At 41.3% G+C, this 12,416-nt stretch carries 12 protein-coding genes and 2 tRNA genes; 4 read left to right on the top strand and 10 right to left on the bottom strand.

Going from position 1 to position 12,416, the window contains the following annotated elements:
• Window positions 1–164: 164 nt before the first annotated feature.
• The 7 genes from NPUN_RS22665 to argF all read right to left on the bottom strand — a co-directional run bounded on the left by NPUN_RS22665 (window position 165) and on the right by argF (window position 7,162).
• Window positions 165–716, bottom strand: a complete 552-nt coding sequence (locus NPUN_RS22665) for a Uma2 family endonuclease (RefSeq protein WP_012410814.1) — start codon at window positions 714–716, stop codon at window positions 165–167.
• 36 nt (window positions 717–752) lie between these two features.
• Window positions 753–1,091: a PDDEXK family nuclease gene (locus NPUN_RS22660; protein WP_012410813.1), complete on the bottom strand. Its 339-nt coding sequence runs from the start codon at window positions 1,089–1,091 to the stop codon at window positions 753–755.
• Window positions 1,092–1,292: 201 nt separating this feature from the next.
• On the bottom strand, window positions 1,293–3,365 hold the full coding sequence (locus NPUN_RS22655; protein ID WP_012410812.1) for an AAA family ATPase: 2,073 nt from the start codon (window positions 3,363–3,365) through the stop codon (window positions 1,293–1,295).
• Complete coding sequence (locus NPUN_RS42080; protein WP_012410811.1) at window positions 3,362–3,535, bottom strand: hypothetical protein; 174 nt, start codon at window positions 3,533–3,535, stop codon at window positions 3,362–3,364. Before NPUN_RS42080 ends, NPUN_RS22655 begins: the two co-directional genes overlap by 4 nt.
• A 301-nt stretch (window positions 3,536–3,836) precedes the next feature.
• Entirely contained in the window at window positions 3,837–5,315 is a 1,479-nt protein-coding gene (locus NPUN_RS22650) for a DNA phosphorothioation system restriction enzyme (protein WP_012410810.1), read from the bottom strand.
• A gap of 78 nt (window positions 5,316–5,393) precedes the next feature.
• Entirely contained in the window at window positions 5,394–5,999 is a 606-nt protein-coding gene (gene lexA, locus NPUN_RS22645; RefSeq protein ID WP_012410809.1) for a transcriptional repressor LexA, read from the bottom strand.
• Between the two features lie 242 nt (window positions 6,000–6,241).
• The gene (argF, locus tag NPUN_RS22640; RefSeq protein WP_012410808.1) at window positions 6,242–7,162 is read right to left on the bottom strand and encodes an ornithine carbamoyltransferase; all 921 of its coding nucleotides are present in this window, start codon (window positions 7,160–7,162) and stop codon (window positions 6,242–6,244) included.
• Between the two features lie 345 nt (window positions 7,163–7,507).
• Here argF and NPUN_RS22635 point away from each other — a divergent pair.
• Window positions 7,508–7,579: transfer RNA gene (locus NPUN_RS22635), tRNA-Thr, on the top strand.
• A 93-nt stretch (window positions 7,580–7,672) separates the two neighbouring features.
• Here the strand turns inward: NPUN_RS22635 and pyrE are convergent.
• A complete protein-coding gene (pyrE, locus tag NPUN_RS22630; RefSeq protein WP_012410807.1) occupies window positions 7,673–8,296 on the bottom strand; it encodes an orotate phosphoribosyltransferase in 624 nt (207 codons plus the stop codon).
• Window positions 8,297–8,402: 106 nt separating this feature from the next.
• Here pyrE and NPUN_RS22625 point away from each other — a divergent pair, with 106 nt between their 5' ends.
• Window positions 8,403–8,837 (top strand): hypothetical protein, encoded by a 435-nt coding sequence (locus NPUN_RS22625; protein WP_012410806.1) that lies wholly within the window; start codon window positions 8,403–8,405, stop codon window positions 8,835–8,837.
• Window positions 8,838–8,990: 153 nt separating this feature from the next.
• Here the strand turns inward: NPUN_RS22625 and NPUN_RS22620 are convergent.
• A tRNA-Ile gene (locus tag NPUN_RS22620) sits at window positions 8,991–9,063 on the bottom strand.
• Window positions 9,064–9,353: 290 nt separating this feature from the next.
• Between NPUN_RS22620 and NPUN_RS22615 the strand changes: the two genes are divergently transcribed.
• Together NPUN_RS22615 and NPUN_RS22610 are read left to right on the top strand one after the other, a co-directional pair.
• Entirely contained in the window at window positions 9,354–10,055 is a 702-nt protein-coding gene (locus tag NPUN_RS22615; protein ID WP_012410805.1) for a hypothetical protein, read from the top strand.
• Window positions 10,056–10,202: 147 nt separating this feature from the next.
• Window positions 10,203–11,600: a hemolysin family protein gene (locus NPUN_RS22610; RefSeq protein WP_012410804.1), complete on the top strand. Its 1,398-nt coding sequence runs from the start codon at window positions 10,203–10,205 to the stop codon at window positions 11,598–11,600.
• 137 nt (window positions 11,601–11,737) lie between these two features.
• Here the strand turns inward: NPUN_RS22610 and queC are convergent, their stop codons facing one another.
• On the bottom strand, window positions 11,738–12,412 hold the full coding sequence (gene queC, locus NPUN_RS22605) for a 7-cyano-7-deazaguanine synthase QueC (protein WP_012410803.1): 675 nt from the start codon (window positions 12,410–12,412) through the stop codon (window positions 11,738–11,740).
• Window positions 12,413–12,416: the final 4 nt, after the last annotated feature.

The raw sequence follows: 12,416 nt of genomic DNA, 5'->3' as shown, positions 1-12,416 counted from the left end.
TTAATATTTACATTTTTGCCATCTTAACCGACAGCGAAAAGCTATGCCTACGTTTACGCAATTGCCAAGGTATGATTTAATGATAGTATGTGGGCGATCGCTACGTTTACGCAATTGTAAAGGTATGATTTAATGATAGTATGTGGGCGATCGCTAAACAAACACTAAACAAACAAATTATCCACCAACATAGTCCATCCTGGTAACGCAGGTTCAGCTTCCACTACCTCACCACGGCGATACACTTGTGCTTCTTCGGGATTACTAGCGCGGTATACTCTGATAACTTCCTCTTTGAGTACATCCACATCCCAAACGACCAAAGTACCAGCTGCAAAATAATCACGGCGTTTGCTAGCCATATCTTTCTCTGCTGTCTCACCATAATCATTTTCACTTCTCACCTCAGCAGCAAACACAGGCGCACCATTAAGGAACTTCCCACCTGTAGGTTTGCCGGTATAAAATGCCGCATCAGGACTTAAAGAACGATGATGAGGGAGATTGACAATGAAACCAACATTATCAGGTAAAGCATAACCACTTTTTGTCAATCGTTTATAATCCCGTAGACTTGCATAAATTTCACCACCTGCACGTCCTGGTAAAAATCCAGTTGGAGACATCAGCACCAATTTCCCATTGACAATCTCTGCTTTACAATTGTCTGGTAATTGGTACAAATCTTCAATAGTCGCTTCAGTTTTAATACTCATAAAATATCTTTTAATGAGTTAGTAATAATCTCAATTTTACTCTCTTCTCTCCGCGTCCTCTGCGCCTCTGCGGTTCGTTTTTCCTACAAACTGAACATCCTCATAAACCAAAGAAATAGGAAAGTGAAAATCAGCACTAGTTAAATGAACCTCATCCCCTTCCTCATAAGGATGTAACTCCCAAAGTCCTCTATCATTTAACCGAAAACAATCTAAACCAATTTTTTCAGCATCGATGAGGACGTATTCTTGCAAAGTCTCCCCAGTCATGGCGAAAACTTCACCATCAATATATTCATATTTAATTTCTTGGCGTTCTTCCCATTCCAGATATTCCTGGGGGGACATATAGTTTCTGTCTGGACTCGCAACCATAATCTTATTCCTTTTCAAAAGCCAATTTTCTCAACTGTAACTAAAATCAGATTTATGTACAGGTAACGGAAAATAAAACCACAGAGGCACAGAGAACACGGAGAATAAGAATTTGAGAAGTATTTTGTATCATTCCTGTAAAAATATTTTCGCCTACTTCCTTATGACAGATGTGGGTCAAAGACATCAAAACTGCTGTAATTACCTATCTCGTTCAACTTCCATAATTTCTGTATACTCAAACTCATTCGGACTTTGTTTCACCAAAGGATATCTTTCTCCACTCAACTCAATATAATCTTGTTCACAATCCGGTTTAGAAGAATAATACGTAAGCACATATTCTCTCCCAATTCTGTCTGTTATTTCTGCTTCCACTTCACCGCGCCACTGAGTCTTAGTAACTAAAACTATCAACTGATTCGCTAATTGGGGAATTGTCTTTGCTATATGTCGCCGCGAATTCTCATCTAAACTACCAAACGGCGAATCCATCACAATTGGAAAAGTACTACTATCGGGAATCATCATCATTTTTCGCTTCTCACTCCATTCCCGCACTTTGTCAATGATGCTGGCAATAAAGGATAAGCTGAGAATCTGATTTTCCCCAGTAGATGCTGCAACTGGTGCTTCCACACCTGTAGTATTTTCTACTAATGTCAGTTCATATTTATCACTAATTTTAGGAATGTATGGAGTAACAGAAATCTCTGTGAATATCTCCTGCACTCGCTTTTCTAGTTGCAGACGAAATTGTTGTTCTTGACGATTTCTAACTTCCGTTAACCGTTCGATTGCATCTTGAGTGGCGTTAATTCGTCGCTGTGCTAAAGTTTGCTTGTCTTCATTCAGCTTTTGTTTGGCGATTTGTTTGTTTAAACCTTCAATTTCAGTTGTGAGTTGAGCAATTTGCTGCTGATTTGCACCCTGTTCTCGATTTAATTCATCAATTTTACTTTCAATTTCATCTAATCGTTTTTGCAAACTGCTAATTTCTTCATTAGCATCTTTTCGCAACCGTTCTTGAATATTGTCTAAATCGCCTTCAATTTGAGATATACTTTGCCTTAATTGATTAATCCTAGTTTGTTCTCTATCAACTTCTTCCCAAAATCCTATCGCTTGCTTATCAATTTCATCTACTTGTGCTAGCATCCGAATTGCAGTTTCTTCTACCGCCGAAGAACCGGCTTTATTTAACCAAGTACTCACATGAGTATGAGAATGATTACCCTCATGTAATTCTGCACCACATATACAGCGTTGAGAATTGAGTAAATCATTCACAAATTCCCGCGAAATTCCTGATGTTAATTCACCGCGCTGCTTCAAATCATTGATAATCCCTCGAAACTGCGATGTAGTTTCTGAAAGCAAAACTGTATAACCCCGCGCAGAAATAACTTTTTTCAGCGCTTCCTTGGTTTTTTTATATTCTTCTTGATTTGCTGCTTTTTGCGATTCTAAATCCTGCCATCTTTCTTGCAATTCTTTAGCAGCACTCAATTCTCGCAAACGGTTACTTGTCTCTTTTTTGAAAGTTTGTTGATATTCTAACTCTTCTTTAATTTCAGTTTGCCGTTTGGTAATGCGTTCGCGTTCTCGCTCTATTTTTTCTTGCTGTCGTAATAACTGTTTAATTTCAGAATCACCAATAGCTTTTAAATCATTTTCTAGAGTTTTTTTAGCATCTCCTAAATGTCTGATGGAACGGTTGATTACTTCCACACCCAAGAAAATTTTTGTAGCTTCAGCAATTTCAGCTTTTTTATCAGAACGAACGATTTCTTCAATTCGTTCGCCGTCAAAGAAAAAATATTGATGTAAAGTTGCGGGTAAAATTTGATTAATTATATCGTCTGGTTGCTGAATTGGTATATTCCATTTGCCATCATCTCCACCAACCCACATGGTTAATTGAGTTTTTCCAGCGTCAAAATCACCTTCGTTTTTATAACCCCGACAGGCGCGTTTAACTCGATAGCGTTTACCTTCGTGTTCCCAGCCAATCTCTACCCAACATTCTACAGCTTGACCTTTTTGGGTTTCTGCGATCGCACGCTTATTCACTAACTGCTCTATCGATGCAAATGCCGCACTAAATTTATCATACAATACCCACGTAAAGGCATTCAGCAAGCTAGTTTTTCCAGAGCCATTATTCCCATGAATGATTGTCGTGTTCTGAGCATCTCCCCCAGCGATAATCATTTCTGGTGTCGTACCATAAAAGGAGCGAAAGTTGCAGAGCTTGATTGAAGTCAGCTTCATCGCACCTCCTCCTTAATAATGTCCAAAATATTGTCATTTACATGGCTGTTAATCTTCTTATCTAGCCTGCCTTTTTCCAGCTTCCATACCCGCTCAATAATTTGCCGTACTTCCGGTGGTGCGCTAGTTATTGGCTCTTGTACATCGTCGATATTTGCCTCTTGTGACATATCGGATTTTAAAATATAGTTTTTCTACATTTTAACTTTCTCTAGTGCTAGAATAGCCTCCGTAAACTCACTATTAGCGTTATCTTTAAAATCCTAATTTTCTTTGAAAAAACACTTTATTCTTTAATTATTTTCTGTTAATATATATTGTAATTAATCTAGATCATAATGGGATGTAAGTCAAATTTTTAAAGCTACTTACATCCCATTATGACCAAACTCATAATCTTATTATTTCATACCTAATGCATCTTTTTTCAAAAGTCGAAAATTTTTATAAAAAATACAATTTGGCTTATCATCAAATATCTAATAAACCATATCGCTTTTGTAAATCAAGTAACTTCATTCTTGCTTCACCAGCGTTATCAGCCAAATCAGCAAACTCTACAAAGCGACGCAATTCCTTTTTCAACAAATTACGCTCAACTTCGATAGTTTCTCTATCTAAATCTGGTGGTAAAACAATCATGTCGAATATTGTTGCGCGTTCTTTAGCAGGATGAGGACGTAACACTCGCCCCCGTCGCTGAATAAATTGGCGAGGATTACCAGAACTCGATAAAATCACCGCAGTTTGAATTGCTGGAATATCAACACCTTCATCTAAACAACGAATCGCAACTAAACCCTGCAACTCTCCACTTTCAAATTGATGCCGCAAAATTTCTCGTTCTTGTAAAGTTGTTTGGGCTGTATAGGTGCTTACCTTGTAGCCTAAATCCACCCCCAAAATTTTAGCAACAGCTTTAAGTTGCCGTAAAGATGAACGTTGTCCCGCATCTTGGGAACCATCACTACAATAAAAAAGAGTGTGACTAGTTTCGCGGCGAGTTACCATTAAATCCCGCAAGGCAGTTAATTTATTTTCTGCCGCACCAATTAATCTTGCTCTTTGCATCAACAACGGCTTTAAATCTTCATTGTCTTCAAATCCCGATTCGCCATTTTCTTTATCCCGATAAAGTAGCGATCGCCCAATTCTTTTAGTTAACTTTAAATAGGCAATACTTTCGGCTTCAGTTAACTCCACCAACACCGGATAATACAGATAATGCACCAAAGCACCTTGAGCGATCGCATCCCTTAAAGTAAACTCTGGCTGGAGAACTGGGCCAAAATAATCAAATAAAGATTGCGTACCAAAATCATCAAAATACCTTTCCGGTGTGGCAGATAAAGCTAGTCTCAATCCCACACTGCGCGGTAAACTTTCTTCTAACTTGGGTGCGCCTAAATTATGCGCCTCGTCCCCAATAATTAAAGTTTTAGCGGGAAAATATTTGAGTTGAGACTGAAACCCATCACCAATTAATGTGGAGTTCGTAGTAATTACAGTGACAAATCGTTGAGAACCAGAACGCAGATTATAAATTTGCGTAGAAAGTTGACTTTGCCAAGTGCGTAAATTCTCGAAAGCTAAAATGGGTTGCAAATTAAATTTTTCACATTCTCTCGCCCATTGGGTGACGAGATGACGATAGGGACACACCACTAACAGAACTTGTAAATTAATCTGCTGATATAATTCACAAGCGATCGCTAATGCGGTAATAGTTTTACCACTACCAGTAGCCATTTTCAACGTCCCTCTGCCATTGTTGGTAAACCAGCTAGCGATCGCTTGGCGCTGATATTGCCGCAATTGCAGAGACGGAGGCATTCTTGGGCATCCTGGTAATGGTTGCGGAGTGTAATAACTGCCCTTACTTTCCCTTGCAAACGGTAATTTCAACCGGAAAGTGGGCAGTTGCTGCACTGGATTTTTCGTCAGGTACATATATTAAGCACAAAGATGGTAACGAACCCTAATTAATGGGCATTGGGCATTGATTATCTCTCTCCCACTCTCCATTACTCAGTTGTAACCACGCCAAACACCAATCAGTGAACCTTGCACCTGCACTTGCATAGCACTGACTTCTATGGGATTGTACTTAGGATTTGCTGGTTTGAGGGTAACGCGATCGCCTTGGCGATAAAAACGTTTTAATGTCGTCCCAAATCCATCAACTCTGGCCGCAACAATAGTACCATTTTTTAAATGATTTGGTTCTGCTACTGGACGCAGAAATACCACATCGCCATCAGTAATTAAATCTTCAATCATGCTATCGCCAGCTACCCGCAAAGCATAGGTTTGGGGAGGTAAATCGAAATTAGAAAAGTCTAAATGATCTACAGCATCAGTAAACGGTTCTATTAAACCACCAGCAGCGATCGTGCCCAAAATTGGTACACCTTGCTTAACAGGACGCAAAATCCGAATCGTTCGCGCTTGTCCTTCAGTCCATTCTATATATCCTTTGGTGCGTAAATGTTCTAAACGACTTTGAATTGGTGCTGGTGACTTCAAGTTCATAGCTTGCATCATTTGCCTAATTGAAGGCGAATGCTGGTGCGTTCTGATGTATTCTGCCAACCATTCGTAAAGTTCTTGTTGAGCTTCCGTTAGACGTTCCATAAATTTGCGGGAAGTAATTATTAATGTCTCTAGAACATTAGTACTACAAAAAACTCCCCATAACAAGAGAAAAGTAAAAATTATGAAAGGCAAAAGCAAGAATATTCTCTTTTCTTTTACCCATTTATTTCGGATTTTTTACCAGCAAGTAGTTAGGAGCCAATTGCACACTAGCTATTATGACTCCTAAATCTTGTACAAACGCGATTAATCGCGTCTCTACTTCTAATTCCTAACTCCTTTCATTCCGCCCCTAAGATACTTGCAAGCAAAGCTTTTTGAGCGTGTAGGCGATTTTCTGCCTGTTCCCAAACTCGTGATTGAGAACCTTCAATAACTGCCTCAGTAATTTCTTCACCACGATGAGCTGGTAAGCAGTGTAAAACAATTGCCTCTGGAGCAGCAAGGCTCAATAGTTGCTCCGAAATTTGGTAAGGCTGGAAAATTGGCATCCGATTGTCTGCTTCTGTTTCTTGACCCATACTTGCCCAAACATCAGTATAAAGTACAGTAGAACCCTTAGCAGCTAATTCTGGATCGTGAGTGAGAAGGACTTCAGTTTTGTTATTAGCGATCGCTCTTGCTTGTTCTACAATCTGAGAATCTGGTTCATATCCGTCAGGAGTAGCAATTCTGACGTTCATCCCTACCAAAGCACAGCCCAACATCAGAGAATTAGCCATATTATTCCCATCACCTACGTAGGTTAAAGTTAACCCAGCAAGGGTGTTAAAGCTTTCTTGAATCGTCAATAAATCAGCTAATACCTGACAAGGATGTTCTGCATCAGTAAGCGCATTAATTACTGGAATCTTTGCATAGTGAGCAAAAGTTTCTAAATCCTGCTGTGCAAAAGTGCGAATTGCCAAAATATCCAGATATCGGTCTAACACCCGCGCCGTATCCTGTAAAGGTTCCCCACGGCTAACTTGAGTGACATTCGGGTTCAGATCGATTACCTGTCCACCCAATTGGTACATCGCCACAGTAAAACTTACCCGCGTGCGAGTTGAAGCTTTGGAGAACAACAACCCTAAAACCTTATTACACTGCAACTTCAACTGTTGTGATTTAAGTTGAGTTGCCAATTGCAGGAGTTCTTGAAGTTCAGTAGAACTGATATCCGCTAGACTTAATAAATCTCGTCCGAGCAATGCTGCCATGCTTATAATCTGTAAAAAATAATTATATATTTCCGTTCCTTTATTCAGCCGTGCTAAGAAGATACAGTTTTTGAACTGACAAGATATTTTTGTGTTCAGCCCAGGATTTGAGTTAGTTTTTTTTGGTATGGATATTAATTTATCAACTTTATCAGCGATTGCGATCGCAGATTTGTTTCTGTTTCATCACAATTGCAACGCCAACTAGACTTTCCAGATGCAAATCTCTAGTCTTCTAAGCTTATTTCTGAAAAAGGAGATATTTTTAGCAATTACAGCTAGACAAATAAATTGATTATGGTACAATAAGAAATTGTGGTTGCTACTAAAAGTAATCGCCAATTTGCCAGCATAGCACAGTGGTAGTGCATCCGACTTGTAATCGGAAGGTCGCGAGTTCAAATCCCGCTGCTGGCTTTAACGCAAAATCCCCCAGATGCGGGGGTTTTCGGCTCTAAATTACATGAATATATGTTTTAGTCTCTAACTAAATCATATATATTGAGATATTCATGAATTCGCCAGTTGTCGATAGCGTTCCTGAACTTCCTGAATCGAAAACAAAGTTTCAAACTTCAATCCAGCTGACTGGTACAACTCAGCTCCACCTTGCTGTCGGTCTACCAGGGAAATTATTTGATTAACGGTATAACCTGCATCTTTGAGACGCTCAACTGCTTTTAAAGCAGATTGCCCAGTTGTCACCACATCTTCTAAAACTACTACTTTTGCACCTTCAGGTAAAGTGGGGCCTTCTATATAAGCTTTCGTCCCATAACCCTTGGCTTCCTTGCGAATAATCAGCGCTGGTATGGGTCGGTTTTCATAAACAGAAACTATACTCACTGCCGTCACCATTGGGTCAGCCCCCATCGTTAAACCTGCTACAGCCTGAGTATCTACAGGTAGTAAAGGAAACAACAATCGTCCAACAGCTAAAGCTCCTTGGGGGTGGAGTGTTACCTGCATCTTATTGACATAATAAGAACTACGTAGCCCAGAAGCGAGAACAAAATCACCCTCTTGATAAGCCCGTTGAGAAAATAAATCTAATAGCTTGTGTCGCAAGGTTGTCAAATCAGCAGTGGTTGCCCAAATATCTGAGTGGGTAAGAGTTTCAGTAGGATACGTCATTACAAAACATTAAAAGTTGTGCTACACCAAAGGTTGAACTCATCAGAGTTCTGAACTTAAGCATAAATTAAGATTCGTCCAAAACGAAAATTGAGGAGTCAGAAACGTGCGTATAAAATTTAAAACCTTTGGTGGTTTATTGGTGCTGCTTGCTGCTGGTATTGCTTTTCCCTCAGTCGCATTTGCCCAAACCGAAACCCCTAGAACTGAAACTACAAGTGATGTATTTGAACGAGCTTTTTTTAGTCACGATCGCAATTTCTACGAAAATGGCAGTCTCAAACGTCAGCTAGACTCACTTCTAGGATCTGGTTCTAGTTTCGGTGGTTCTTTTCCAGAAAATGAAATTGCTCGCGATGCTGAGTTGGTTAATACTTTATATCATGATGTCTTGACTCAGCAAGTTGGTAACGATCCTTATATTCGCACCCCTGATTTACCAAATCCTTATGACACATCGCTGATTATGTCCCCTCGTTTGAATAGCAACAAACTCAAAGTGGGAACTGAATTCAGGTTTGAAACTTTACCACCTCGGTAAGATTAGCGAGTGGGGAGTGTGGGGCCCCCTGTCGGGATAAGGGGTAGTGGGGAGCAAAGGACAATAATTAATAACCAACACTTCAGCAATGCTCAGTACAACTGCTCATGCCCAATGCCCCATGCCCTCTATTACTGCTTTTTGATGATTCAGTGCGCCCTGCTGGAATCGAACCAGCCTGAAGACGAATTATGAGTTCGTTGCCTCCCCAATCGGCCAAAGGCGCTTGTTTTGTTCGGATTCCTACGAGCCAATTATTTTGACTCTTTAAGTCAACTTTATTTGCTAATTTTAGAGTGAGGAAAATATTTTATTCACTGAGTTTAGCCAATTCCGTAATTATAGCATAAATTTACCACGTGTGAATACTGGACACTAGTTTACCAAATTTTTATACTACATAATTTAATCATGAAATAGTACAGACTAATATTGATTAAGTTCCTTTAAGGATTGAGGTCAAAAGCTTCACTATTCTTAAATAGCCCAGCATTCTTATGTAATAGCTCATCAGCAATGAAAATAAATTCTACTGTACTTCTTACTTTGATTTTGTTAATCCTGATGATGGGAGCCGGTTCTGTGAGCGCGTTTTTGGGGTTTGAACTGGGGAGTTCAGCACTTAAAGGCGTTACCACACCCGATGGTCGTCCCACAACCAAATTTGCCAGCAATAAGGCAAATGCCTCTCAACAGGGAGGGCTAGTGCTATTAAAAGAGGAAGAGATTCTGAAAGTTGTCAAGGCGCGAATTGATGGTAAAACCAAGGCTGCTAAATCGGAAAAGCTAGAGGAAGATGACGAAGAAACCAATAGCAGCAAGCAGAAGCCAGAAGAAAAGCCCCCAGAAGTGGTTGAAGAAAAACCCCTACCAGGCTTTCCAGTTACTGCCCAAAGTGAGGGTGTAACTATGACTGTGCAATCTGCTCGCTACTCCGGTGGTGACTTGCTACTGAAAGTGAAAATGCAGAACAAAGGTAAGGATTCTGTGCGCTTCTTGTATAGTTTTTTAGATGTTACCGATGATAAAGGACGAACCCTGAGTGCTAGTACAGAGGGTTTACCAACGGAATTACCTGTCAATGGCCCGGCATTTTCAGGTACAGTGAGCATTCCCACAGCTTTACTTGATGATGTCAAGAAAATATCACTTGCTCTTACTGATTATCCTGCTCAACAATTGAAGTTAGAGGCATCGAATATTCCTGTGGGAAGGTAGATTGGCATTGGGAATTGGAAATTGGGAATGGGGTATGAAAAACAGACAAGGAAGACAAGGAAGAGGGGGGAGACTTGTTCCAATAATTCCCCCTTTTCTCCTTGTCCCCCTGCTTCCTTGCTTCTTCCCATTCCCCAATTCCCTTAAATGGAGGGCGTGAGTTTTACACGAGCTTTGGCAGTGAGTGGTTTTCCTAATTTGATTTGGACGGATGTGGCGCTGCGGTTGTTGTCAGTGCTACTACTGATTGCCATAAATGCCTTTTTTGTGACGGCGGAATTTTCGATGGTGAGCGTGCGGCGATCGCGTATTCACCAGCTAGTTAAGGCAGGGGATATTCCAGCGATCGCTGTGGAAATGCTACAACGTAGTATAGATCGACTACTATCTACCACTCAGTTAGGCATTACCCTTTCTAGTTTGGCGCTGGGATGGATTGGCGAAAGCACAATTGTCGTGCTGGTAAATGCCTGGTTAAGATCCTGGCCTTTACCTAGTGGGATGACTAACTTCCTCGCCCATTCCCTATCAATTCCCATTGCCTTTTTCTTGATTGCCTATCTGCAAATTGTGATCGGAGAACTATGTCCCAAATCCTTAGCCATGCTGTACTCAGAACAGCTAGCGAGGTTTTTAGGACCTTCGGTAAAAGCGATCGTGCGTTTTTTTGGTCCCTTTATTTGGATTCTCAACCAATCAACTCGTTTTTTATTGCGGATTTTTGGTATCCAATACACAGGTCAAGGCTGGAGACCGCCTGTAACTCCCGAAGAATTGCAACTGATTATCTCTACAGAATGGGGATCTACTGGTTTACAGCGTGCGGAACGAGAACTGCTCAATAATGTCTTTGAGTTTGGGGATGTCATGGCCCAAGATGTGATGATTCCCCGCACCAGTATTATCGTGCTACCGAAAGATGCTACTTTTCAGACATTACTCAAGGAAATGGCTGCTACTGGTTATTCTCGCTATCCCGTGATTGGTGAATCTTTGGACGATGTTCGTGGCATTGTTTATTTTAAAGATTTGGCGCAACCTTTAGCTGTGGGAAAGCTCAGTTTAGAGACACAGATCCAACCTTGGATGCGTCCCGCCCGGTTTGTTCCCGAACACACGCCCTTAAGTGAACTTTTGCCCATGATGCAGCAAGAGAAACCCGCTATGGTCATGGTAGTGAATGAATTCGGCGGTACTGTGGGACTCGTGACAATCAAAGATGTCATTGCCGAAATCATCGGCGACGCAAGCGAACCTGAAAGCAGTGACGACTTACTGATTCAGATGTTAGATGAGCAGAAATTTTTGGTGCAGGCACAAATCAACCTCGAAGACCTCAACGAGGTTTTGCATCTCAATTTGCCCTTGACAAGAGAATACCAAACACTAGGGGGCTTCTTGCTGTATCAGTTGCAGAAAATTCCTGCCAAAGGCGAAACCTTCTGTTATGAAAATCTCGAATTCACTGTGGTATCAATTGTTGGCCCTCGCCTGCATCAAATTCAACTGCGACGGTTAGAGGAAGTGGGGGGAGCAGAGGAGTAGGGGGCAGGGGAGCAGGGGGCAGGGGAGCAGGGAGAGAGGGGGAGAATTTGTAACTCTAACTCTTCACGGGCTAAACGCTCCGCTACCGCTAACAGCACTCCTCACTCAGCACTGTTTTGCCCAATGCCCAATGCCCATTAAGCATACACCAGTGGATCAACGAGTCCCAATTCGGCAAAAGCTGCCAACCGCAAGCGGCAAGAATCACATACACCGCAGGCAACATCATTACCTGCATAGCAAGACCAAGTTAGCTCCCAAGGAACTCCCAATTCGTTACCGAGTTGGATGATTTCGGTTTTTTTCAAGTTGATTAAGGGTGCAACAATCTTAATTGGTTGTCCCTCACGCCCTTGTTTGGTTCCCAGGCGAAAAACTTCTTGCATTGCTTCGATATAGTCGGGGCGACAATCAGGATATCCTGAGTAATCTAAGGCGTTGACACCGATATAGACACGTTCAGCCGCGATCGCTTCGGCATAGCCAAGAGCAAAGCTTAAAAAAATGGTATTACGAGCCGGAACATAAGTCACAGGAATATTCTGAGACATTTCATCCAGCGATCGCTGTTGGGGTAGATCAATCGCGTCATCAGTAAGTGCAGAACCGCCCCATTGCCGTAAATCAAAATTCACTACCTGATGTTTTGCGATCGCAGCCTTTTTAGCGACAGTAAGGGCTGACTGTAACTCTTGTCGGTGTCGCTGCTGGTAATCAAAGGAAATAGCATGACATTCACAGCCATCAGCCTTAGCTTTATACAGAATTGTGGAAGAGTCCAATCCCCCAGATAACAGAATTACAGCTTTCATCTCG

Origin of the sequence: Nostoc punctiforme PCC 73102, assembly GCF_000020025.1 — a bacterium.
In the GTDB taxonomy this organism is placed as follows: domain Bacteria; phylum Cyanobacteriota; class Cyanobacteriia; order Cyanobacteriales; family Nostocaceae; genus Nostoc; species Nostoc punctiforme.
Note: the sequence above shows the minus strand (reverse complement) of the source record. Positions and strands in the feature narration are given on the sequence as shown.

Excerpts from the sequence above, each read along its gene's own strand:
- NPUN_RS22665 (WP_012410814.1), bottom strand. The coding sequence starts at position 716 with ATGAGTATTAAAACTGAAGCGACTATTGAAGATTTGTACCAATTACCA.
- NPUN_RS22660 (WP_012410813.1), bottom strand. The coding sequence starts at position 1,091 with ATGGTTGCGAGTCCAGACAGAAACTATATGTCCCCCCAGGAATATCTG.
- NPUN_RS22655 (WP_012410812.1), bottom strand. The coding sequence starts at position 3,365 with ATGAAGCTGACTTCAATCAAGCTCTGCAACTTTCGCTCCTTTTATGGT.
- NPUN_RS42080 (WP_012410811.1), bottom strand. The coding sequence starts at position 3,535 with ATGTCACAAGAGGCAAATATCGACGATGTACAAGAGCCAATAACTAGC.
- NPUN_RS22650 (WP_012410810.1), bottom strand. The coding sequence starts at position 5,315 with ATGTACCTGACGAAAAATCCAGTGCAGCAACTGCCCACTTTCCGGTTG.
- lexA (WP_012410809.1), bottom strand. The coding sequence starts at position 5,999 with ATGGAACGTCTAACGGAAGCTCAACAAGAACTTTACGAATGGTTGGCA.
- argF (WP_012410808.1), bottom strand. The coding sequence starts at position 7,162 with ATGGCAGCATTGCTCGGACGAGATTTATTAAGTCTAGCGGATATCAGT.
- pyrE (WP_012410807.1), bottom strand. The coding sequence starts at position 8,296 with ATGACGTATCCTACTGAAACTCTTACCCACTCAGATATTTGGGCAACC.
- NPUN_RS22615 (WP_012410805.1), top strand. The coding sequence starts at position 9,354 with ATGAAAATAAATTCTACTGTACTTCTTACTTTGATTTTGTTAATCCTG.
- NPUN_RS22610 (WP_012410804.1), top strand. The coding sequence starts at position 10,203 with ATGGAGGGCGTGAGTTTTACACGAGCTTTGGCAGTGAGTGGTTTTCCT.
- queC (WP_012410803.1), bottom strand. The coding sequence starts at position 12,412 with ATGAAAGCTGTAATTCTGTTATCTGGGGGATTGGACTCTTCCACAATT.